Origin of the sequence: Bradyrhizobium sp. AZCC 1588 (assembly GCF_036924735.1) — a bacterium.
Taxonomy (GTDB): Bacteria; Pseudomonadota; Alphaproteobacteria; order Rhizobiales; family Xanthobacteraceae; genus Bradyrhizobium.
Map to the genome: position 1 here is coordinate 6,921,738 of NZ_JAZHSC010000001.1, position 23,977 is coordinate 6,945,714.

Sequence of the window (23,977 nt, forward strand, 5' to 3'; positions counted from 1 at the left end):
CGCCCGCTATACGCTTTCTGCAGGCAGTAATCCAACTATTCGGCAGGCGCGGCGATCGCGGCCGGCCGGGATCGCTGCCGCAGCCGGTCGATCAGGAGGTAGATCACCGGCGTCGTGTACAGCGTCAGGATTTGCGAAACCAACAATCCGCCGATGATGGTGATGCCGAGCGGCCGACGCAGCTCGGTGCCGGGGCCGGTGGCGATGACCAGCGGAATGCCGGCAAACAAGGCCGCCATCGTCGTCATCAGGATCGGCCGGAAGCGGGCGCGGCAGGCCTCGAAGATCGCGTCAGCCGACGACAGGCCGCGGTGGCGCTCGGCATCGAGCGCGAAATCCACCATCATGATGCCGTTCTTCTTGACGATGCCGATCAACAGAATGATGCCGACAAAGGCGATCACGGTCAGCGGCGTATTGGTCACCTGCAGCGCCAGCAGCGCACCGAGGCCTGCGGACGGCAGGGTCGAGATGATCGTGATCGGATGCGCCAGGCTCTCATAGAGCACGCCAAGCACGATATACATCGCCACCAGCGCGCCGAGGATCAACAGCGGCTGCCGTCCGCTGGTCTTGTTGAAGTCGCCGGCACTGCCGTCGAAACTGCCGCGGATGCCTTCGGGCATGTGCAGTTCCTCGACCGCACGCTGGATGTTGGAGGTCGCGACCTCCAGCGGCACATCGGGCAGCAGATTGAACGAGACCGTCGTCGAGGGAAACGATTGCGAGTGGTACACCGCAAGCGGCGACAGGCCGCGCTGGTAGCGCACCACGGCCGATAGCGGCACCTGGGCGTCGTTGGCGCCTGCCACATAAATCCGCTCCAAATTGGAAGGATCGCTCTGGAACTTCGGATCGATTTCCAGCACCACCATGTACTGGTTACGCTGGGTATAGATGATCGAAATCTGGCGCTGCGCGAAAGCGTTGTTCAGGGCGTTGTCGATGTCCTGGACGCTAACGCCGAGGCTCGAGGCGGTCTTGCGGTCGATCACCAGCGACAATTGCAGCCCGCCGGGATCGCGGTCGCTGGAGATGTCGGTGATGCCCTCCACCGTCTCCATGCGCTTGGCGACCAGCGGCGCCCATTTCTGCAGGAGCTCGAGATTCGTGCTCGACAGCGTATACTGGTAATCGGAATCGCTTTGCCGGCCGCCGGTGCGGATGTCCTGCGCCGCGAACATGAACAGGCGGATGCCGGCGACCCGATAGAGATTCTTGCGCAGGCGATCGATCACCTGCGCCGTCGACATGCCGGCCCGCTCCTCCGGCGGCTTCAGGCTGATGAACATAGTGCCGCGATTGGAGCTGCCGCCGCCCGGACCGGCGGTGCCGCCGAGCGAAGAGCCGACGGCAACGACCGCCGGATCGGCCATCACGATATCGGCCAATTGCTGCTGCAGCCCGAGCATCGCCTGGAACGAGGTATCGGGAGATGCGCGTGTCGCGCCGATCACCAGCCCGCTGTCGTCGGTCGGGAAGTAGCCTTTCGGCGTCTTGACATAGAGCACCACCGTCAGCGCAATGGTGGCAAAGAACACGAGCAGGGTCAGGAACGGGAAGCCGAGCACGGCCCGCAGCGTCCAGGTGTAGAAGGAAACGATGCGCGACAGCGTGCCCTCGACCAGCCGGTCGAGCCAGGTCGCGCGATCGGAGGTCGCTTCCTTGATATAATGCGCGCAGATCATCGGCGTGATCGTGAGCGACACGACAGTTGACACCACGATGGCAAAGGTGAGCGTCAGCGAGAATTCGCGCAACAGCCGGCCGACGATCCCGTCCATGAAAATCAGCGGCGTGAAGGCCGCGATCAGCGACAGGCTGATCGACAGCACGGTAAAGCCGATCTGCTTGGCGCCTTCGAGCGCCGCCGGATACGGCGCCATGCCATGTTCGAGGTTGCGGTACATGTTCTCGATCATGACGATGGCATCGTCGACCACGAAGCCGACCGAGATCGCCAGCGCCATCAGCGACAGATTGTCGATCGAGAAGCCGGCGAGCCACATCCCGGCGCAGGTGCCGGTCAGCGCCAGCGGCACCGAAACGCCGGCCGCAATCGTCGGCGTCAACCGCCGCAGGAACGCGAACACCACCACCATGACGAGAAATGCCGTCGCCAGCAGCGTGTATTGCATGTCGAGCACACTGGCGCGGATGGTGCCGGTGCGGTCGACGAGGGTCGAAATTTCCACGCCGCCGGGCAGCCACTGCTTCAGTTCCGGCAGCAGCGCCCTCACCCGATCGACAGTATCGATCACGTTGGCATCGCCCTGCTTGGTGATCTGGATCAGAACCGCCGGCTGCTTGTTGAACCAGGCGATCGAGCGGCTGTTGCGGACGGAATCCTCGACCTCGGCGACATCGGCGAGGCGGACGAAATTGCCGGCGGAGCTCTTGATGATGATGTCGCGGAATTCGGCCGCGGTACGCATCTGCTTGTTGGTGGAGATCGTCTCGCTCTGGCGGCCGCCGTTGAAAATGCCGACTGGTCCCAGCGGATTGGCGTTGATGATCGCGAGCCGCACGTCGTCGGTCGCAATCCCGGCATTCGACAGCGCCACCGGGTTGAGCGCAATCCGTACCGCCGGCTGGTCGGCGCCGGTGACGTTGACTTCGCCTACACCCGGAACCTGCGAGATCCGCTGCGCAATCACGGTATCGGCGACGTCATACATCGCGCTCGTCGTCAGCGTCTTCGACGTCAGTGCCAGCACGAACACCGGGGAGGCCGCGGGATTGGCTTTGCGAAAGCGTGGCAACGACGGCAGGTCGGTCGGCAGATCCGCCAGCGAGGCGTTGATCGCAGCCTGCACGTCGCGCGCGGCGCGGTCGATGTTGCGGCCGATCGAGAATTGCAACTGGATGCTGGTGGTGCCAAGCGAACTGGTCGAGGTGATCCGGTCAAGGCCCGCAATTTGGCCGAGCCGGCGCTCCAGCGGCGCCGCGACCGTCGAGGCCATCACGGAAGGATCGGCGCCAGGACGCGTGGCGGACACCCGGATCATCGGGAAGTCGACATTGGGCACCGATGAGACCGGCAGAAAAACATAGGCGACCATGCCGACCAGGAAGAGCCCGACCGCCAGCAGCGTGGTGCCCACCGGCCGGCGGATGAAGGGCTCCGAGATCGATGCCATCTACTGCATCCCCTCGGTGGCGCCGGCAACCGTGGGTCCGGGCGGCCCTGGGTCTGGCACCGCCTTCTCAATTTTGCGATTGATCCGGTCGAGCGCCAGATAGATCACTGGCGTTGTATAGAGCGTCAGCAACTGGCTCAGCAGCAACCCGCCGATGATGGAAATGCCGAGCGGGAAGCGCAGCTCCGCGCCGGTGCCGCTTTCGATCGCCAGCGGCAGCGCACCGAACAGCGCCGCCAGCGTCGTCATCATGATCGGGCGGAAGCGCAATAGGCAGGCCTGCACGATCGCCTCAGAAGGCGACATGCCCTGATGCCGTTCGGCTTCAAGCGCGAAGTCGATCATCATGATCGCGTTCTTCTTGACGATGCCCATCAACAGGATGATGCCGATCAGGCCGATCACCGACAGGTCCTGCCCGAACAGCATCAGCGCCAGAATGGCGCCGACGCCGGCGGACGGCAGCGTCGAGAGAATGGTGATCGGGTGAATGTAGCTCTCATAGAGCACGCCGAGCACGATATAGATGGTAACGATCGCCGCCAGAATGAGCCATGGCTGGCCGGCCAGCGACTTGGAGAATTCGGCCGCATCGCCCGAGTAGACGCCGACGATGCTGCCGGGCATGCCGATCCTGGTCTCGATTTGCTTGACCGCCGCGACGGCATCGCCCAACGCCTCGCCGGGGCCGAGGTTGAAACTGAGCGACACCGCCGGAAACTGCGCGAGATGCGAGATCGCCAGCGGCGCGGTAGTGCGGGTCAGCGTCGCCACCGCCGATAGCGGCACCTGGGCGCCGGGCGCGCCGGCGGTCGTGCTCGCGGCCCCCGGGAGATAGAGTTTCGACAGGATCGACGGATCGCGCTGGTACATCGGCATCGCCTCCAGCACCACGCGATACTGGTTGGCCTGGCCGTAGATCGTCGAAATCTGCCGCTGCGCAAAGGCGTCGTTGAGGGTGTCATTGACCGCCTGGAGGCTGACGCCGAGCTGGCCGGCGCGCTGGCGGTTGATGTCGAGCGCGGCGCGCAAGCCGCCCTCCTGCGCTTCCGACGAGACATCGCGGAACAGCGGATCCCGGCGCATCTCGGCAACGAGCTTCTGCGACCAAAGCGCCACCTGCGCGGCATCGGTGCCGGTCAGCGTATACTGGTACTGCGAGCGGCTCGACTGGGTCGAGATCTGCACGTCCTGCACCGGCTGGAAATAGATGGTCATGCCGGGAATTTTCGCTGTGCGCTGTTTCAGCCGGCCGACCACCACGGAAATATCATCATGCCGCTCGCCGCGCGGCCTAAGCGTCATTACCAGACGCCCGACATTGGTGGTCGGATTCACCGATCCGGCCCCGATCACGGAGACGACGCCGATCACGTCCGGATCGGCCTGGATCGCGGCCGCCGCCGTCGCCTGCCGGCTTTGCATCTCGGCAAAGGAAACGTCGGGACCGGCCTCGGTCACGGCGGTGATCGAGGCCGTATCCTGCAGCGGCAGAAAGCCCTTCGGCGCGATCACGTACATGATTAGCGTCGCGGCGATGGTGGCGAACGTCACGACAAGGGTCGCGCGTTGGCGCTGCAGCACCCACAGCAGCGTGCGATGGTAGAAGGCGACCATGCGGTCGATGAAGCGGCTGACGGCGGCAAGCCCCGGCACCGTCATCTCTTCCCCGACATGCTTCAATAGCCGCGAACACATCATCGGCGTCAGCGTCAGCGACACGATCGCCGAGGTCACGACCGCAATCGTCAGCGTCAGCGCGAATTCGCGGAACATGCGCCCGACCAGCCCGGACATGAACAGCAGCGGGATGAAGACCGCGATCAGCGACACCGTCAGCGAGATCACGGTAAAGCCGATTTCGCTGGCGCCCTTCAGCGACGCCTCCATCACCGACTCGCCGTTCTCCATGTGGCGGACGATGTTCTCGATCATCACGATGGCGTCGTCGACCACGAAGCCGGTGCCGATCGTCAGCGCCATCAGCGACAGATTGTCGAGGCTGAAGCCGGAAAAATACATGATGCCGAAGCTCGTGATCAGCGAGAGCGGCAGCGCCACGCCCGCGATCAGGGTCGCGCGCAGCGACCGCAGGAACAGCAACACCACCAGCGTGACCAGCACCACGGAAAGGATCAGCGTGAACTGGACGTCCCGCACCGAGGCGCGGATGGTGACGGTGCGGTCGGAGACGATGGTCAGATTGACGCCGGCCGGGATCGCGCGCTGCACCTTGGGTATTTCGTCGCGGATCTGCCTGACGACGTCGATCACGTTGGCGCCGGGCTGGCGCTGGATGTCGATGATCACGGCCGGCGTGCCCTGATACCAGCCGCCGGTCCGGTCGTTCTCCAGCCCGTCGATGATGATGGCGACGTCGCCGATCGTGACAGGTGAGCCATTGCGATAGGCGATGATGATGGGCTTGTAGGCCTCCGCCGCCGCGATCTGGTCGTTGGCGGCAATGGTGTAGGCCTGCTGCGCACCGTCGAGCGATCCCTTCGGCCCTGAGACGTTCGCGCCCGCGATGGCGTTACGCAGATCCTCCATCGAAATGCCGTAGGCCGCGAGCCGCGCCAGATCGGCCTGCACCCGCACCGCGGGCTTGAGCCCGCCGAGGATCGCAACGCGCCCGACGCCGGAAATCTGGCTGAGCCGCTGGCCGAGGATGGTGTCGGCGATATCGCTCATGGCGCGGAGCGAAATCGTCTCCGACGTCAGCGCCAGTGTCAGGACCGGCGCATCCGCCGGGTTCACCTTGGCGTAGGTCGGCGGATACGGCAGATTCCTTGGCAGGATGCCTGCCGCTGCGTTGATGGCCGCCTGCACGTCCTGGGTGGCGCCGTCAATGTCGCGGTTGAGGTCGAACTGCAGCGAGATCTGGCTGACGCCGAACGAAGAGGTCGACTGCATCGAGGACAGCGAGGGAATCTGCCCGAGCTGGCGCTCCAGCGGCGCTGTGATGAGCGAGGCGACCACGTCGGGGCTGGCGCCCGGCAGTTGCGTCGTCACCTGCACGGTCGGGAAATCGACCTGCGGCAGCGCCGAGACCGGCAGCGCCCAATAGCCGAGCGCGCCGCCGATCATCAGCGCGATCCCGAGTAGCGAGGTCGCGATCGGCCGGCGGATGAACGGTTCGGAGACGCTCATGGTTGCGTGCTCACTTTACGAATTCATTTCAGGCGTGCGGCGCATCGATCATGGCTGCGACTTCGCAGCGCCGCCGCGCGCTGGCTCGGCCGGTGCCGGGCCGGTTTGTCCCTTTTGATCGCCCTCGCCGCGCTCGCGCTTGCCGCGGCGCTCGCCATCATTTGCTTGACCCTCCTTGCCCGGACCTGCCTTGGCATCGGGGCTGCGGCTGCGCTTGCGCGGCGCGAGGTCGGCGGTTGGCGCCCTGTCGTCGGTGCCAATCAAGACATTGGCGCCGTCAGACAGATTGGCAAAGCCGGTGGTCACCACGCGGTCGGAGATCGAAAGGCCGCTGGCGATGACGGCATCGTTTTCGTTTTGCTGCGTCACCACGACCGGCTTTGCGGTCGCGACATTGTCGGGGCCGATCACATAGCTGAATGTCCCAACCGGACCACGTTGCACCGCCGAGCTCGGCACCACGATCGCCTTCTCCAGCGTTTCGACCTTCAGCCGCACATTGACGAACTGTCCGGGCCAGAGCTGAAATTTGGCGTTGGGAAACTCCGCCTTCAGCTTCAGCGTGCCGGTGGTCGGATCGACCTGGTTGTCGATGCCTTTGAGCGTACCGGTGTCGATGACGGTCACGCCGTCATTGCCGAACACGTCCACCGTCAGCACGCCTTTGGCGGCGGCAGCGTTGACCCGCACGATCTGCTGCTGCGGCAGGCTGAACTGCACCGCGATCGGCTGCAGTTGGGTGATGATGACGAGGCCGGTGACGTCGGAGGCGCGGATGATGTTGCCCTGGTCGACCTGGCGCAGGCCGGCGCGCCCAGACAACGGCGCGATGACTTTGGTATAGCCGAGCATTGCCTTGGCATTGTCGATCGCGGCCTGATCGGCCTGCACCAGCGCTTCCTGCTGGGCGACCACGGCGCGCTGTGTATCGGCCTGTTGCTTGGATCCGGCATTCGATGCGGCGAGCTGCTGATAGCGCGCCAGATCGAGCCTTTGGTTGGCGAGCAGCGCCTCGTCCTGTGCCTTCTTCGCCACCGCCTGGTCGTACTGCGCCTGATAGATCACGGGATCGATTTCGGCCAGCACGTCGCCCTGCTTGACGTCCTGACCTTCGACGAAGTTCACCTTGATCAGCTTGCCGTCGACCTGGGCGCGCACCGTTACCGTGTTCAGCGCACGGACCGAGCCCACGGCATCGAGATAGACCGGCACATCCTGCGTGCGGGGCATAGCCGCCAGCACCGGTACCGGGAGATCGGGACGCGCGCCGGGCCCGCCACGGCCGGTCTGCTTCTGCTGAAAGGCGTTCCAGCCGAGATAGCCGAGTCCGCCGAGGATCAACAGCGTGATCGAAAGCGACACCATCCGCCGGCCAATGCCGCGCACGACGCGCTTGCGCGCCGTCTTCGGGTCATCTTTCACTTCCGGCTTAAAGAGCATTGACCGGCCTTTCCATCCTGGGCTCCCAGCCGCCCCCCAGCGCCTGATAGAGGCTGACGATTGCCAGCAGCCGGGCCAGTTGGGCCTGCGACAGCGCATCCTCGGCCTGGAATAGTGTTAGCTGCGTATTTAGCACAACTACGATGTCGGCAGTCCCGGCCCGTAACTGCTGCTCGGATAATTCAAACGCCCGCCGCGACGCCGCCACGACCTCGCGCTGCAGCCGCAGCTTCTCGGTGGTCTGGCGGATCGACATCAGGGCGTTGTCGACATCGGCAAAGGCCTGCACCACCGTCTTGCGGTAGGTCTGCAGCAGTTCATCCTGCAGCGCCTTGGTGAGCTCGAAATTGCCGAGGATCCTGCCGCCGTCGAAGATCGGTTGGGTCAGGCTGCCGACCATGCTGAAGAACGCGGCTTGCGGCTGAAACAGCGCCGTCAACGCCGAGCTTTGATAACCGCCCTGCCCCGTCAGTTGAATGCTCGGAAAGAACTGCGCGCGGGCGCTGCCGACATTGGCGGTGGCCGAGGCAAGCTGCGCTTCCTGGCGGCGGATGTCAGGGCGCTGCGTCAGCAACTCGGAAGGCAGGCCCGGCGTGACGCGTGGCGCGGCAATCCGATTGAGGGTTCCGCCGGTGACACGCACGGATTCTGGCGGACGCGACACCAAAGTTGCCAGCGCGTTGATGTTCTGGTCGAGCGTCTGCCGCAGCGGCGGCACCAGGGCGCGCTGGTTGGCCACCACGCTTTCCTGTTGCGCGACGTCGAGGTCGGTACCGGTGCCGGCTCTGAAGCGCTCCTTGATGGCGTTCAGGATGCGCTCGGCGCTCGCGATGTTTCGCTGTGCGGTACGAATCCGATCCTGCGCGGCGAGCACCTGGAAATAGGCATTGGCAACCGTCGTCAGCGTGGTCAGCGCGATGACGTCGCGGTCAAAGCGGCTGGCAGCCGCAGTCTCCTCCGCCGCCTGGGCAGCGTCGCGGTTCTTGCCCCAGAAATCCAATTCGTAGCTGGCGCTAAGCGATGCCGAATAGTTGACCACCTCCCGGCCGCCAATGGACAGGCCGCTGGTGCTCGAACGGGAGGTGCGGGAATAGCTTTCCGACCCCGTAGCGCTGAGAGTTGGCAGCAGCGCCGCGCCCGCGATTCGTGCCTGCGCATCGGCCTGCTTGAACCGCGCGGTGGCGGCCGCAATATCCAGATTGACGGTCTGCGCCTCTTCCATCAGGCCCGTCAGCTCCCGCGAACGAAATCCGCGCCACCAGTCGAGCGTCGGCGGCGTGTCCGCAGCCTTCGAAAGCCGGGCCGCCTTGTAGCCTTCGGGGATGTCGAGTGCAGGGTCGGGAAGGTCCTTGGTCAGGATGCAGCCCGCCGAGCTGGCGATGAGGCCAAGCACGGCAAGCGATCGCGCCAGCCGCTTGCCGCCCGGAATGAGAACAGGCCAACCTTCGATCGCAGCAGTTGCAATTCGCTGGGTCACACCCGTTCTCCACCGGGCAAATCCCGGCCCGGCGCAATTTGAGCGCTTCTCCTGTTGGGCTGCGATACGTTCACGGGGGTGATGCTTCCGTTGGAACCGAACGCCGATATTAGCCTTGCGATCAGCACGCGGACAGCCCCGCGCAGCCTCTCGCCGATCGTGCGTTCAGATGCGTAAAGCGGGCGACAAAGAGCTCACTTTCCCTTGTTTTATAGGACTTGGAACGATGTCGGGACGCCGCAGGACCGCCGAATTCTTACGAAGATTTCATGGGGTTTTTCCCCTGTTCTGACGTCGACACTGGCTCGTCGCACAGCGGAGCCCCGACCTGTGGCCGATTTGAAACTCCGGGAACAGCCGAATCTCGCGCATCGACCGGACACCGTTTCCACGAGGACTCGGGCATCGCTTCAGCAATCGCGTGACGAGCCTGCTGATCGATCTGGACGTGGCCGAATCGAACCGGCAATCGTTGCTGCTCTGCGTCAACCGCGCGGCGCTCTACAGCTTCCACGAGGCATGCGGCCGGTCCACGGGAGGGCACAGCCTTCAATACCGGCTTGGCGAGTGGAAAAATCAACGTTTATACTTCGACGGCGTTGTCCACCCGTGCCAAGCATTGAAGCAGGGTCGATCGACCATGCGAAGCCGGGTAAACCGCAATTCGATGGATCGCACATGCCCGAGTTGATTTCGGTCACATCGGAAACTGTAGACGCGACGTTTCCGGAATTGCCCCGCATGGCCCGGCTGGCGCTGGGCTTTGGTTCAAAGCTGCAACGCGGCACGCTCGACGTGACACTGGCCGACGGCCGCGTGGTCCGGTTGGGCGGCAACGCGCCGGGTCCTGCCGCCGTGATGAAGATTTACGATTACGGCTTTGCCTCGCGGCTCTTGCGCGGCGGCGACATCGGCATTGCGGAAGCCTATCTGCGCGGCGAATGGGACACGCCCGACCTCACGCAATTCCTCTATCTGTTCTGCGTCAACCAGGACTGGATGCAGACCATGCTAATCGGCAACCCGCTGACGCGCACCTTCCAGGCCGTCAGGCATTGGCTCAACCGCAACACAAAGGGGCAGGCTCGCCGCAACATCTATGCGCATTACGACATCGGCAACGCCTTCTATTCGGCGTGGCTCGATCCCAGCATGACCTATTCGTCGGCGCTGTTCGAGGACGACACACCCGACCTGACGGCCGCGCAGCACAACAAATACCGGCGGCTCGCCGAGGCCATCGATCTGCGGCCGGGCCAGAAGCTGTTGGAGATCGGCTGCGGATGGGGCGGCTTTGCCGAATACGCCGCCAAGACGTTCGGCGCCAAGGTCGTAGGCCTCACCATCAGCAAGGAGCAACGCGATTTCGCGCAGGCACGCATTCACAATGCCGGGCTCAACGACAAGGTCGAGATCAAGCTCAGGGATTATCGCGACGAGCGCGACCGCTATGACCGGATCGTCTCGATCGAGATGATCGAGGCGGTCGGCGAGCAATTCTGGCCGAAATATTTTTCACAGTTGCGCGACCGCCTGCTGCCTGGGGGGCTGGCCGGCATCCAGGCCATTACCATCCAGGACAGCCTGTTCCACGCCTATCGCCGCGAAGTCGACTTCATCCAGCGCTACGTCTTTCCGGGCGGCATGCTGCCGTCGCCGCAGATCCTGAAAACGCTCGGCGAGCGCTTCGGTGTTCCCGTCATCCGCGAACGCATTTTCGGACAAGATTATGCCAAGACGCTCGCGATCTGGCGAAGCAATTTCCGTGCGGCCTGGCCGAACCTGACGCCGTCGGGTTTCGACGATCGCTTCCGGCGGCTGTGGGAATATTACCTCGCCTATTGCGAAGCCGGTTTCCTGTCCGGAAATATCGACGTGCGCCAGGTGGTGTTTGCGAAATCGGGCTGATCGCCTGCCCCAACGCTGGCTTGTATGGCCGGCGGCCCTCCTTTAGGGTCGCCTAACGATTAGGCAAACAAACCGGCGATTTCAAAGACATGGCCTTCAACAAAGACATCATCGAAGCGATCGGCAACACGCCCCTCATCAAGCTCAAGCACGCTTCGGAAGCGACCGGCTGCACCATTCTCGGCAAGGCCGAATTCATGAATCCCGGCCAGTCGGTCAAGGACCGCGCCGGCAAGTGGATGATCCTCGAAGCCGAAAAGCGCGGCGATCTCAAACCGGGCGGGCTCGTGGTGGAATCGACCGCCGGCAACACCGGCATCGGGCTCGCCGTAGTCGCGAGCGCCCGCGGTTACCGCACGCTGATCCTGATCCCGGAAACGCAGAGCCAAGAAAAGAAGGACATGCTGCGGCTGTGCGGCGCCGAGCTCATCGAGGTGCCGCAACTGCCCTATGCCAATCCGAACAACTATCAGCATGTGGGACGGCGGCTGGCTGCCCAGCTTCGCAAGACCGAGCCGAACGGCGTCTTGTTTGCCGACCAGTGGAACAATCTCGATAATGCCAAGGCGCACTACGAATCCACCGGACCCGAGATCTGGGAGCAGACCGGCGGCAAGGTCGACGGCTTTATCTGCTCGGTCGGCACCGGCGGCACGCTCGCGGGCACCAGCCGCTTTCTGAAGGAGCAGAACAAGGACATCGTGACCGCCTGTGCCGATCCGCACGGCTTTGCGATGTACGAGCTGTTCAAGCACGGTCAGGCCAAATCGACGCCAGGCGACTCGATCACCGAAGGCATCGGGCTCGGCCGCGTCACGCCCATCATCGAGACCGCTGTTGTCGATGACGCTTTCCTGATTTCCGACGAGGAAGCCGTGACGGTGATCTACGAACTGCTCGAGCAGGAAGGCCTGTGCCTCGGCGGCTCCACCGGTATCAACGTCGCTGGCGCGATCCGATTGGCAAAACAGCTCGGACCCGGCAAGACCATCGTCACCGTGCTGGCCGATTCCGGCGGCCGCTATCAGTCAAAGCTGTTCAATCCGGCATTCATGCGCTCGAAGAACCTGCCGGTGCCGGCATGGCTGGAAAAGCGTAGCAACATCGACGTGCCGTTCGAGAAGGTTTAGACCTGCATCGTCATTCCGGGGCGATGCGCAGCATCGAACCCGGAATCTCGAGGTTCCGGGTTCGCGCTTCGCGCGCCCCGGAACGACAGCCGTTAATGCCTTAGAATCTGACTTAGGAACAGCTTCGTCCGCGCGTGCTGCGGATTGGCGAAGAATTCCTGCGGCGTGTTTGACTCGATCACCTGGCCCGCGTCCATGAAGACGACGCGGTTGGCGACTTCGCGGGCAAACCCCATTTCGTGGGTGACCACCAACATGGTCATGCCTTCCCTGGCGAGATCGACCATGGTGTCGAGCACTTCCTTGACCATTTCCGGGTCGAGCGCCGAGGTCGGCTCGTCGAACAGCATCACCTTCGGATTCATGGTCAGTGCGCGGGCAATGGCGACGCGCTGCTGCTGACCGCCCGACATCTGGCCGGGATATTTGTTGGCCTGATGCGGGATCTTGACCCGCTCCAGGAATTTCATCGCGGTCGCCTCGGCGTCCTTTTTCGGAATGTTGCGTACCCAGATCGGTGCCAGCGTGCAGTTCTCAAGCACGGTCAGGTGCGGAAACAGGTTAAAGCTCTGGAACACCATGCCGACCTCGCGGCGGACTTCATCCACCCGTCGCAGGTTCGGACCGAGTTCGATGCCCTCGACCACGATCTGGCCTTCCTGGAATTCCTCCAGCGCGTTGATGCAGCGGATCAGCGTCGACTTGCCCGAGCCTGAGGGGCCGCAGATCACGATGCGCTCGCCCTTGGCGACATCGAGGTTGATGTCGCGCAGGACATGAAAATCGCCGTACCATTTGTTGAGTGCGTTGATGCCAACGATCGAGTTTGCGGTCATGGTGATGTACTCAGTTGCGACGATGTGCGTTCAGCCGGTTCTCGACGAACAGCGAGTAACGCGACATCCCGAAGCAGAAGACGAAATAGATGATGCCGACAAAGGTAAAGCCGGTAAACAGCGTTGTCGGGGTCGACCAGACCGGATCGGAGAACGAGGCGCGCAGACTGCCAAGCAGGTCGAACAGCGCAACGATCGAAACCAGCGAGGTATCCTTGAACAGCGCGATGAAGCTGTTGACGAGACCGGGGATGACATGGCGCAGCGCCTGCGGCATCACGATCAGAGCCGTGGTTTTGCCCCAGGACAGGCCGAGCGCGCTCGCCGCCTCCCCTTGCCCGCGCGGGATCGCCGCCAGCCCCCCGCGGATGACTTCGGCCTGGTACGCACCGGCAAACAGCGCAATGCCGATCAGGGCGCGCATCAGCCCGTCGATGGTGAAGCCGGCCGGCACGAACAGCGGCAGCATATAGGTTGCAAAGAACAGCACGGTAATCAGCGGAACGCCGCGCCAGAACTCGATGAAGGCGATCGAGAAAATCCGGATCAGAGGAATGGTCGAGCGCCGCCCGAGCGCCAGCGCAATGCCGACCGGCATCGAGGCGACGATGCCGACGACGGACACCACCAGCGTCACCAGCAGGCCGCCCCACAACCGCGTGTCGACCTCCGGAAGTCCGCCGCTGTCGAGCCCCATCACCGCGATCACCAGCGCGATGGCGACAAAGACCCCAAGGCAGGTGACGAGCGGACGCCAGCCGGAGCGCAAGCCGCCACCGAGCCAGAACAGCAGCGCCGACACGATCAACGCGGTCGCGGCGAGGTCGGTCCAGACCGGCCGGCCGAAGCCCTGGATCTGATCGCGCAGCCAGGTTAGCGGCAACAGCACCCAGCCAATCACCGTGCTCACCAGTACGATCAGCTTGCCGAGGACCCATAACAGCGGTCCGATCACGGCCGTCGCCTCGCCCGCGGCCACGAGCTTCCTGCCGCCGTCGCCGATGCTATCGTTGAAGCCAGACAGCAGCCCGGCGGTCCAGCTCACGCCGAAGCCGCCGAGCCCACCGCCGCGCAGCAGGAAGAAGGCGACGACAGGTAACGCCACGAAGAACAGGATGGCGTTCGGACCCTTGGCCGGCAAACGCGGAACCAGCAGCGGAACCAGCAGGATAGCGGCAAGAATGAAGGTCAGGTTGACGCGCCAGCGCTCCGGCTCCGGGTAGAACCCATAGATGAACTGGTAAATCTTCGCTTGAATGAACGGCCAACAGGCGCCGACCGGGCGTCCAACATTTTCAGCGAGACAGGCCGTCCGATCCGTGCCGGTCCAGACCGCATCGACCAGCGCGAACTTCACGGCCGGAACGACAGTGACCCACAGCAACAACACGCTGACAATCGTGATCAGGATGTTGGTCGGCGAATTGAACAGCCGCGTGCGCAGGAAGCCGATGAAGCCGGTGGTCTTCACGGGCGCGGCCCGCTCGGGCACGAGGTCATGGCGGACGAAAATGGATGAAGTCGTGTCGCTCATCCGCCCATGCTCCGGCTGATCCGCCATCCATAGAAACTCATGATCGCGCTGGTGACCAACGAGATCAGGAGATAGACGCCCATGGTGATACCGATGATTTCGATCGCCTGCCCGGTCTGGCTCAGCGTGGTCCCGGCGAACACCGAGACCAGATCGGGATAGCCGATCGCGACCGCCAGCGAGGAGTTCTTGGTCAGGTTGAGGTACTGGTTGGTGAGCGGGGGCAGGATCACGCGCATCGCCTGCGGGATCACGATCAGCCGCAGCACCGAGCCGCGCTGCAGCCCGAGCGAGGAGCCGGCTTCCATCTGGCCCTTGTGCACGGAGAGAATGCCCGCGCGCACGATCTCGGCGATGAAGGCTGCCGTGTAGGTCGACAGCGCCAGCGTGAGCGCGACGAATTCCGGTATGAGCCGCGAGCCGCCGGCGAAGTTGAAGCCTCTGAGCACGGGCACTTCAAACGTGACAGGTACGCCGAAAATCAGCACGCTGAGCAGCGGCAGTCCGATCACCATGGCGAGCGCATAGGGCCAGACCTTGATCACCTTGCCGCTTTGGAAGAGCTGACGGCGCGCGTATCGCCACAATGCGATCGCGGCGACGATCGCAACCAGCAGGGCAACGACGAACGGCTCGAAGCCGGCCTCGCCGATCGGCTTCGGAATGACCAGCCCGCGATTGCTGAGAAAGAAACTGTCGAAGACCGAGATGCTCTGCCGCGGATTGGGTAAAGCGGCCAGCACCGCGAGATACCAGAACAGGATCTGGAACAGCAGCGGCAGGTTGCGGATCAGTTCGACATAGCCGCCCGAGATTCGCGCCAGTAGCCAGTTCGGCGACAGCCGGCCGAGCGCAACCAGGAAGCCGATCAGGGTGGCGAAGAAGATGCCGATCACCGAGACCAGCAACGTGTTGAGCAGCCCGACGAAAAATACGCGCGTGTAGGGATCGGACCCCGAATACGGGATCAGGCTCTGGCTGACGTCAAAGCCGGCATTGTTGGCAAGGAAGCCGAAGCCCGCGGTGATCCGCTGCGCCTGCAAATTGGCGCGGGCGTTGGCGACGATCTCGTAGGAGATCCATGCGAGCGCGGCGACGAACAGCAGTTGGAGGACGAATCCGCTCCAGCCAGCACGGCCGCCGAGCGCGCGCTGCAGCCTGGGAAGTAGCTGCGACGGTGGTTTTCGGGGTTCGATGGCCATCGCCGCAGCCCCTCTCGCTGGCGCTTAGCGGATCGGCGGGGCGTACTGGATACCGCCCTTGCTCCAGAGTTGGTTGAGGCCGCGGGCAATACCGAGCTTGGAGCCGGAACCGACGTTGCGCTCGAAGGACTCGCCGTAATTGCCGACCGCCTTCACGACCCGCACCATCCAGTCCTTGGTCAGGCCGAGTTGCTCGCCCAGATTGCCGTCTGTGCCGACGGCGCGCTTGACCTCGGGTTTGTCGGACTTGGCCATCTCGTCGACGTTCTTCTGTGTCAAGCCGAGCTCTTCGGCGCCGACCATCGCATACAGCGTCCATTTCACGATATCGAACCACTGATCGTCGCCATGGCGGACCATCGGCCCGAGCGGTTCTTTCGAGATCACCTCGGGCAGCACGACGTGATCGGCTGGGTTGGCGACCTTCAGGCGTTCGGCATAGAGCTGGGAGACGTCGGAGGTGAACACGTCGCACCGGCCGGACTCATAGGCCTTGACGGTCTCGTCGGCGGTCGCGAACGCGATCACCTCATACTTCATGTTGTTGCCCTTGAAGTAGTCGGCGAGGTTCTGTTCGGTCGTGGTGCCGGTCTGCACGCAAACCGACGCACTGTTGAGTTCCAGCGCCGAATTCACCTTCAGCGACTTCTTCACCAGAAACCCCTGGCCGTCATAATAGGTAACACCGGTGAAGTTGGCGCCCAGCGAGGTATCGCGCGACAGCGTCCAGGTGGTGTTGCGGGACAGCACGTCGATCTCGCCCGACTGCAGCGCGGTGAAACGGTCCTTGGCCGAGAGCGGGACGAATTTGATCTTGGTCGCGTCGTTGAAAATGGCAGCCGCGATCGCCCGGCAGATGTCGACATCGAGCCCGGTCCAGTTACCCTTGTCGTCCGGCGTCGAGAAGCCCGGCAGGCCCTGGCTGACCCCACAGGACAGCATGCCCCGGTCCTTGACCGTCTTGAGGGTTTGCGCCGAGGCGGCCTGGGCCGAGAGGCCGGCGGCAAGGGCAAGGGTAACAACCAGAGATACGCGTTTCATGGGTTAGGCCTTTCAAGGGGACGTCCGGAGATCGTTTTTTAGGCAACGCCTGACGTTGTGGGGCCAACCCGCTGATCCCTCGCTGAAAAGCGTCGTCCCGACCGTGCATTTGGCGTGCCAATCCGGTCAGGCGGTGGATCTGATATCGCGGCAGGCCCCTCAACTTGCAGCGACTGTTCGTTGGCGCGCATCTCAGAACGACTGGCGTGCCGGGTCAAGGGGTTGACTGCCGTCTTCTGTGTCTTGTTATTAACTCACCCGGCCTCGACCCGCCGCTCGCCGGTGTTTTCGCGATCAAGTTGTGGCTGCGGCATAACGTCTTGGATAATGCAAACGCATGAGCTTTTCGAACGACGGTCCGTCCAACCCGCCAAAGCCCGAAACCAGACTGGTCACCGCCGGCCGTGACACCAAGGGACAAAGGGGTTTCGTCAATCCGGCGGTGTACCGCGGGTCGACCGTGCTCTATCCGACCGCGGAGGACCTGCACGCCCACCGCGCCGAATTCTCCTACGGGCGTCATGGCAGCCCGACCACGCAGGCGTTGCAGAACGTCCTGATGTCACTGGAGGGCCCGCAATGCGCGGGCGTCGGCCTCGCGGCATCGGGACTTGCCGCGATCACCACCACGCTCCTGTCGGTCTTGAAGGCCGGCGATCATCTGCTGGTGACCGACAACGTCTACCGGCCCTCGCGCAATTTCTGCACCGGCATGCTGACCCGTTACGGCGTCGAGGTCGGTTATTTCGATCCGCTGGTCGGCGCTGGGATAGAGAAGCTATTTAAACCGAACACCAGAGCGGTGCTGGTCGAGGCACCCGGCTCGCAGTCGTTTGAAATGACCGACATTCCCGCCATCGCTGAAGTCGCGCATGCAAGGGACGCGCTCGTCATCGACGACAACACCTGGGCGACGCCACTGTTTCACCGCTCGCTCGACCAGGGCGTCGACATCAGCATGCAGGCCGCCACCAAATATATTGGCGGCCATTCCGACATTATGTTCGGCACGATTTCGGCGAATGCAAAAGCCTGGCCGCTGCTCACCGAGGGTATCCGCCTGCTCGGCGTCTGCGCCGGACCCGACGACGTATTCCTGGCGCTGCGCGGCACCCGCACGCTTTCGGTGCGGCTCGCGCAGCACTATCGCTCGGGCCTGGAAATGGCGCGCTGGCTCGCCGGCCGCCCCGAAGTCCTGCAGGTCTTGCATCCGGCGCTCGAAAGCCATCCCGGCCACGCGATCTGGAAGCGCGACTTCACCGGCGCCTCCGGCCTGTTCAGCATCGTGCTGAAACCGGTGCCGCAAAAGGCGGTCGATGCCCTGCTCGATGCTGTCAAACTGTTCGGCATGGGCTATTCGTGGGGCGGCTTCGAAAGCCTCATCATCCCGTTCGACTGCGATCCCTACCGCACCGCGACCAAATGGTCCCCCGGCGGGCCGACGCTGCGGCTCCACATCGGCCTCGAGAGTGTCGACGACCTCAAGGCCGATCTCGAGCGCGGTTTTGCGGCATTGAAGGCGGCCACCTAGGGCGTGAGGCCATAAGTTCGAGCGTACAGGGCTTCAGCCAGCGCCCGGCCGGGCCCTCGCCTGCAGGCGGGACACCGCCTCGGCCAGAGGCACGTCGGCCTGTGAGCCGTCGCGCTCGCGCAAGGTCACGCGGCCGTCCCTCATCTCGCGCTCACCGACGATAGCCATCACCGGCACCGCCATTTCATGGGCCGCCACAATACGCCGCGAAAGGGTGTCGGCGCCGTCATAGGCAACAGTCCGAATCCCGGCATCCTCCAGCGCTGCCAGAACGTCCGCGCCGTATCCGGCCTGGTCTTTCGAGATCGGCGCGACCGCGACCTGGTCTGGCGACAGCCAGAAGGGAAGCACGCCGCCGTGGTGCTCGAGCAGGATCGCGATCACGCGGCCGAGCGATCCGAAGATGGCGTGGTGGATCATCAGGGGCCTCGCGCGGCTGCCGTCGGGGGCGATGTAGGACGCCTCGAGCCGCTGCGGCAGCACGCCGTCGATCTGCACGGTGCCGCACTGCCAGGATCGTCCCAGCCGGTCGCGCAGCGCGAATTCCAGCTTCGGTCCGTAGAACGCACCTTCGCCAGGGTTGATTTGAGGCACGAGGCCGCATTGCCGCGCGGCATCGCCGAGCTTCGCCTCCGACCAGTCCCAGACCGCATCGTCGCCGGCACGCACCGCCGGCCGCGTCGCCAGCGCCACCTCGTAGTCGGGAAAACCGAGCTCCCGGTAGACCTCGCCCAGCAGGGCGATGAAGCACGCGACTTCGCGCTCCACGTCCTGCTCGCGGCAGAACACATGCGCGTCGTCCTGCTCGAAGGCGCGCGTCCGCATGATGCCGTGGAGCGAACCGGAAGGCTCGTTGCGGTGGCAAGCGCCGAACTCGGCATAGCGGATCGGAAGCTCCCGCCACGAGCGCAGCCCCTTGTTGAAGATCTGCACGTGGCACGGGCACGACATCGGTTTCAGCGCCATCGCCAGCTCGCCGTCGTCGACCCGGAACATGTGCTCGCCGAACTTGTCCCAGTGCCCGCTGCGGCCCCAGAACTCCTTTGGCAGCAACTGCGGTGTCCGGACCTCGGCGTAGCCGGCTCGGCGCATCTTGCGCCGGACATAGTCCTCCAACACCCGGTAGACCGCGTAGCCGCGCGGATGCCAGAACACCATGCCCGGCGCATCTTCCTGAAGGTGCCAAAGTTTGAGCTTCACACCGAGATTTCTGTGGTCGAGATCGTCCATGGCTGTATTCCCTGTGATCGGAAAAAGCGCGGACGGAGACCATCAAAAAACAGAAAAGGCCCCGTCCGTCGCCGGCGGGGCCTTTTCTGGGTGAAGTACGCTTGTCTCTAGCGCGCGCAACCAGCAGGCGATCCGCCGTAAGCGGTCGCGGTCAATGCGGCTGACTGAAGCTTCTTCATACTCTGTATATGGCGGCAAAACGCTCAGGCGTCAACGCCAGCCGCCTAGCGTTCGTCAAGCTCGCATCCATTCGCACCTGGCTGTGTGCTAATGAGTCCGCGGCCTCGGCCGGCGCTTCACGCCGCCCGATTTCGCAACCCGGCCGTATCAGCCATCTCAGCCGCGAGCAACACAGCAGCGCGGCTGGCGCCAACCGAGGCGACGCCTTGGCCGGCGATGTCATAGGCCGTGCCATGCGCCGGCGTACAGATCGGAAACGGGAAGCCGCCGAGAATTGTCACCCCGCGATCGAAGCCCATCAGCTTCATCGCGATCTGGCCCTGGTCGTGGTACATCGTCAGCACCGCATCGAAGGCCCCGTTCTTGGCGCGCAGGAAAACCGTATCGGCCGGAAACGGCCCTTCCGCCGCTATTCCTTCGGCCCGGCCGGCCATAACAGCAGGCTCGATCAGATCGATCTCCTCGCGGCCGAAATTGCCGCCGTCACCGGCATGCGGGTTGAGCCCGGCCACCGCGATACGGGGCTCGGCAAAGCCGGCCTGTCGCATGCAGGCATCGGTCAGTTTCAGCGCGCGATGGATGCGCTCGACGGAGAGACGCGAGGCCACATCCTTGAGCGCAATGTGCGAGGTGACGCGGGCATTCCACAGCCTGTCGAGCACGTTGAATTCGCTGGCTGGCGTTTTCAGGCCGGCGACCTCGGCGGAGAACGCGATCTCGTCATCATACTCCGCGCGCGCGAGCCGCATTGCCTTCTTGTTGAACGGCGTGAAGCAGACCGCGTCGGCCTGCCCGTCACGCGCCAGCGTGAGCGCGCGACGATAATTCTCCAGCGCGAACGCGCCACCGGCCTGGCTCGCGACACCACGTTCGATGGTCGCCGGATCGAGATGGCCAAGGTCCATAAAAGCGGCGTCACTGCCGATTGATCGTGGGTCCACAGATGGCGCTACATTTGGCAGGTCCGTCCTGACGCCGGCCACGCGCGCGCCTTCGTCGAAAACGCGGCGATCTCCGATCACGATCAGGCGTGCGCGGGAAAGGATTTCATCGAGGCAAGCGAGTTTTGCGGTCAACTCCGGGCTGATACCGGCGGGGTCTCCCATCGCCAGCGCGATCACCGGCTTGCCGGGGCTATGCAGCTTCATACGATCCTCACCTTTTCATCAGCGGCTTCATCCGGCTTTCGCAGCAGACGCACGATCTGCAGGACGAGCGGAAGCAGGAGCAACGCCATCCCGGCCAGAACGAGGGTCGTCACCAGCCGGTTCGCAAAGAATATCCCGAGCGATCCCTTCGACATCAGCATGGCCTGCCGGAACGCGTCCTCAGCCTTGTCGCCGATCACGATCGCAAGCACCAACGGAGCCAACGGATAGTGCAGCTTCTTGAAGAGATAGCCGAGGACACCGAAGCCGAGCATCAAGACGACGTCGAGATAGGAGTTCGAGACCGAATAGGCGCCGACGACGCAGATGATGACGATCAGAGGGGCGATGACGGCGAAGGGAATGCGCATCAGGGCGGCGAACACGGGAACGGTGAGCAGCACGAGCGCAACCGCAACGATGTTGCCGACATACATTGAGGCGATCAGCCCCCAGACGAAATCCTTCTGGTCGACGAATAGCATCGGTCCGGGATTCAATCCCCAGATCATCAGCCCGCCCATCATGACAGCAGCCGTAGCCGAGCCGGGAATGCCGAGCGAGAGCATCGGCAATAGCGCGCTGGTGCCGGCGGCGTGGTCGGCCGTCTCCGGCGCGACGATGCCCTCGGCCTCGCCGGTGCCGAAACGCGCGCCATTGCGCGAGAAGCGCTTGGCGATGCCATAGCTCATGAAGGAAGCGGCGGTCGGACCACCCGGCGTAATGCCCATCCAGCAGCCGATGGCGGCGCTGCGCAGCAATGCAATGCCATGCTGCGGCAGACGGCCGAGCGCCCGGAAGACTTCCTTCCAATCCACCCTCGACGATACCGCGCGGGCCTGAAACTCCTCCTCCACCGCAATCAGCAATTCGCCGATGCCGAACAGCCCCATCACGGCAACGACGAAGCTGACGCCCTTCACCAGCTCGTCGATACCCATGGTGAGCCGCACGCTGCCCGAGACGGTATCGATGCCGATCGCCGCGATGGCAAAACCGATCGCGAGTGCCACCACCGTCTTGATCGGAGCCGCACCGCCCATGCCGACGAAACTGGCGAAGGCAAGGAAATAGACCGCAAAATATTCGGGCGGTCCGAAGGCGAGCGCCACCTGCGCTACCCAGGACGCCAGAAACGTAATCAGGATCACGCCGACAAGCGCGCCGAACGCTGCCGAGCCGAAAGCGGTGGCCAGCGCCGTTGTCGGCCTGCCATCGCGCGCCATCGGATAGCCGTCGAAGGTGGTGGCGACCGACGATGGTTCGCCCGGGATGTTGAACAGAATCGACGTCACCGAGCCGCCGAACAACGCGCCCCAATACATGCTCGAAAGCAGGATGATCGCCGACACCGGCTGCATGCCGAAGGTCAGCGGCAGCAATAGCGACACTCCGTTTGGCGCACCCAGGCCGGGCAGAACGCCGACGAGAATGCCGAGCAGGACGCCGATCACCATCAGCGTCAGGTGCGGAACGGTAACCGCGATGGTGAAACCGTGCAGGAGCGATTGAAGGTTTTCCATCGCCCGTCCCTTTAGAAACCGAACGCGGCGGCGAGCGCGCCGTGCGGCAGCGACACCTGGAACATGCGCTCGAACAGGACGTAAAGCGTAAGCGGCGTTGCCGCGGCGATAACAAGCGCGCGCAAAACCGATTGCCGCCTCGGCAGCGCCAGCACCGCGAAAACATAGCCCGCCGAGGCGAGATACATTCCAACCATTGGAATGACGGCGACGAAAATCGCGGCTGGAACGAACAACCCCGCGAGGCGGCGCAACTCGGATGGCGTTATGGCTGTCCTGACCATTGCGAGGGTGCCGCGCCCCACGGCGCCCTGCGCCATGTTGTAAAGGCTGCCGAGCACGATGATGATTCCGGTCAGGAACGGAAACGTGCCGGCGTCGACGCCGGCGCTCGACCAGCCGATGCCGTTGTCGATGCTGGAAACAACGACAACGACGCCAAAGATTCCGGTCAGCGCCGCGGCGGCTATCTCGAGCGCGCGTCGTGATATCATCGCACCAGTCCTACTTCACCAGCCAGCCCTGTTCGCCCGCGACCTGCTTTACATGTTCGAGGTCCTGCTTGATGAAGTTGTCGAACGCAGCGCCAGTCAGGAAGGTATCAACCTGCGAGGTCTTTTCGATGTAATCCTTCCATTCCGACGTCGCCTGCACCTTCTTCAATAGATCGACGTAGAACGCCGCCTGCTCCGGGCTGACCTTGCCGGGCAGCCACACCGTCCGCGGTTGCTCATATTGCGAAATCGCAAGCCCCTGCTCGACACAGGTCGGCACGTCGCTCCAGCCTTCTGACGTCGTGACCTTCGGCCCTTGCGGCAACCGCTTCGGGCTGAACGCACAGAGCGGACGCTGGGTGCTGCCGCGCCATTGCCCAAGGCTCTCGGAGGGATTGTTGACGTGGGCATCGATATGGCCGCCGGCCAGTTGCACGGCTGCCTCGGCGCCGCTCTTGAAGGGGATGTAGGTGAATTTGACGCGCGCCGCCTTCTCGATCATCCGCGTCAAGACCTCATCAGTGTCCTTGGACTGCGCGCCACCCATCTTGAACTCGGTCGCGGCCGCCGCCTTGAGGAAATCACCTGCGGTCTTGTAGGGCGCGTCCTGCTTCACCCACAGCAGGAACTCGTCCTGCGCCATCGCGGCGATCGGGGTGAGATCGGTGTAGTTGAAGGCGACCTTGGAGACGAGCGGTTGCTGCCACGCGTTCGAGGTACCGAAGATCACCTTGTAGGGATCGCCGGCGGACGCCTTGCCGTAGACATAGCCTTCCGCTCCGCTGCCGCCGCCCTTGTTGACGACCACGACCGGCTGGTCGGTCAGTTTGTATTTGGTGACGATGCTCTGGACGGCGCGCGCAAGATTGTCGGTGCCGCCACCCGGCCCCGCCGTTGCGACGAACTCGATCGGCTTCTGCGGCTGCCAGGCCGCGGTGGCCGGAAGCGCGCCCGCGAGCATGAAAGCCGTCGTCGACAGCAGCAGTTTTGACGTGATCTTCATGGTTTGCTCC

The 23,977-nt window shown here is 63.8% G+C and carries 16 protein-coding genes; 3 read left to right on the forward strand and 13 right to left on the reverse strand.

The window, feature by feature from the left end; genetic code table 11:
• Nucleotides 1–35: 35 nt before the first annotated feature.
• The 4 genes from V1277_RS32375 to V1277_RS32390 are packed head-to-tail and all read right to left on the reverse strand — an operon-like array spanning nucleotide 36 to nucleotide 9,159.
• Nucleotides 36–3,140, reverse strand: coding sequence for an efflux RND transporter permease subunit (locus V1277_RS32375; RefSeq protein ID WP_334419787.1), 3,105 nt, complete (start codon nucleotides 3,138–3,140; stop codon nucleotides 36–38).
• On the reverse strand, nucleotides 3,141–6,290 hold the full coding sequence (locus V1277_RS32380; RefSeq protein ID WP_334419788.1) for an efflux RND transporter permease subunit: 3,150 nt from the start codon (nucleotides 6,288–6,290) through the stop codon (nucleotides 3,141–3,143). It abuts the gene before it with no gap.
• 48 nt (nucleotides 6,291–6,338) lie between these two features.
• Nucleotides 6,339–7,730, reverse strand: coding sequence for an efflux RND transporter periplasmic adaptor subunit (locus tag V1277_RS32385; protein ID WP_334419789.1), 1,392 nt, complete (start codon nucleotides 7,728–7,730; stop codon nucleotides 6,339–6,341).
• Nucleotides 7,720–9,159 carry an efflux transporter outer membrane subunit gene (locus V1277_RS32390; RefSeq protein WP_442894610.1) on the reverse strand — a complete coding sequence of 480 codons (1,440 nt, stop codon included), beginning with the start codon at nucleotides 9,157–9,159 and terminating at the stop codon, nucleotides 7,720–7,722. Before V1277_RS32390 ends, V1277_RS32385 begins: the two co-directional genes overlap by 11 nt.
• 726 nt (nucleotides 9,160–9,885) lie before the next feature.
• On the opposite strand from V1277_RS32390, the gene V1277_RS32395 reads away from it, so the two are divergent.
• A complete protein-coding gene (locus V1277_RS32395; RefSeq protein ID WP_334419790.1) occupies nucleotides 9,886–11,115 on the forward strand; it encodes a cyclopropane-fatty-acyl-phospholipid synthase family protein in 1,230 nt (409 codons plus the stop codon).
• 89 nt (nucleotides 11,116–11,204) lie between these two features.
• Entirely contained in the window at nucleotides 11,205–12,245 is a 1,041-nt protein-coding gene (locus V1277_RS32400) for a cysteine synthase A (RefSeq protein ID WP_334419792.1), read from the forward strand.
• Between the two features lie 92 nt (nucleotides 12,246–12,337).
• On the opposite strand, the gene V1277_RS32405 is transcribed toward V1277_RS32400, so the two are convergent.
• Genes V1277_RS32405 through V1277_RS32420 form a run of 4 tightly spaced genes read right to left on the reverse strand, consistent with a single transcriptional unit; the run spans nucleotide 12,338 to nucleotide 16,858 of the window.
• Nucleotides 12,338–13,081, reverse strand: coding sequence for an amino acid ABC transporter ATP-binding protein (locus tag V1277_RS32405; RefSeq protein WP_334375502.1), 744 nt, complete (start codon nucleotides 13,079–13,081; stop codon nucleotides 12,338–12,340).
• A 10-nt stretch (nucleotides 13,082–13,091) separates the two neighbouring features.
• A complete protein-coding gene (locus V1277_RS32410; RefSeq protein WP_334419793.1) occupies nucleotides 13,092–14,615 on the reverse strand; it encodes an amino acid ABC transporter permease in 1,524 nt (507 codons plus the stop codon).
• Nucleotides 14,612–15,817 carry an amino acid ABC transporter permease gene (locus tag V1277_RS32415; protein ID WP_334419795.1) on the reverse strand — a complete coding sequence of 402 codons (1,206 nt, stop codon included), beginning with the start codon at nucleotides 15,815–15,817 and terminating at the stop codon, nucleotides 14,612–14,614. The genes V1277_RS32410 and V1277_RS32415 overlap by 4 nt, the downstream gene beginning before the upstream one ends.
• Nucleotides 15,818–15,841: 24 nt before the next feature.
• Complete coding sequence (locus tag V1277_RS32420) at nucleotides 15,842–16,858, reverse strand: amino acid ABC transporter substrate-binding protein (protein ID WP_334362475.1); 1,017 nt, start codon at nucleotides 16,856–16,858, stop codon at nucleotides 15,842–15,844.
• A gap of 337 nt (nucleotides 16,859–17,195) precedes the next feature.
• Here V1277_RS32420 and metC point away from each other — a divergent pair, with 337 nt between their 5' ends.
• Nucleotides 17,196–18,389: a cystathionine beta-lyase gene (gene metC / locus V1277_RS32425; RefSeq protein WP_334419798.1), complete on the forward strand. Its 1,194-nt coding sequence runs from the start codon at nucleotides 17,196–17,198 to the stop codon at nucleotides 18,387–18,389.
• Between the two features lie 33 nt (nucleotides 18,390–18,422).
• Here the strand turns inward: metC and thrS are convergent, their stop codons facing one another.
• The 5 genes from thrS to V1277_RS32450 form a co-directional block, all read right to left on the reverse strand.
• Nucleotides 18,423–19,619 (reverse strand): threonine--tRNA ligase, encoded by a 1,197-nt coding sequence (gene thrS, locus V1277_RS32430; RefSeq protein ID WP_334419800.1) that lies wholly within the window; start codon nucleotides 19,617–19,619, stop codon nucleotides 18,423–18,425.
• A 296-nt stretch (nucleotides 19,620–19,915) separates the two neighbouring features.
• The gene (locus V1277_RS32435) at nucleotides 19,916–20,947 is read right to left on the reverse strand and encodes a 4-hydroxythreonine-4-phosphate dehydrogenase PdxA (protein ID WP_334419801.1); all 1,032 of its coding nucleotides are present in this window, start codon (nucleotides 20,945–20,947) and stop codon (nucleotides 19,916–19,918) included.
• Complete coding sequence (locus V1277_RS32440) at nucleotides 20,944–22,470, reverse strand: tripartite tricarboxylate transporter permease (RefSeq protein ID WP_334419802.1); 1,527 nt, start codon at nucleotides 22,468–22,470, stop codon at nucleotides 20,944–20,946. The genes V1277_RS32435 and V1277_RS32440 overlap by 4 nt, the downstream gene beginning before the upstream one ends.
• A gap of 11 nt (nucleotides 22,471–22,481) precedes the next feature.
• Nucleotides 22,482–22,964 (reverse strand): tripartite tricarboxylate transporter TctB family protein, encoded by a 483-nt coding sequence (locus V1277_RS32445; RefSeq protein WP_334419803.1) that lies wholly within the window; start codon nucleotides 22,962–22,964, stop codon nucleotides 22,482–22,484.
• A gap of 10 nt (nucleotides 22,965–22,974) precedes the next feature.
• On the reverse strand, nucleotides 22,975–23,967 hold the full coding sequence (locus V1277_RS32450; protein ID WP_334419804.1) for a Bug family tripartite tricarboxylate transporter substrate binding protein: 993 nt from the start codon (nucleotides 23,965–23,967) through the stop codon (nucleotides 22,975–22,977).
• Between the last annotated feature and the right edge of the window lie 10 nt (nucleotides 23,968–23,977).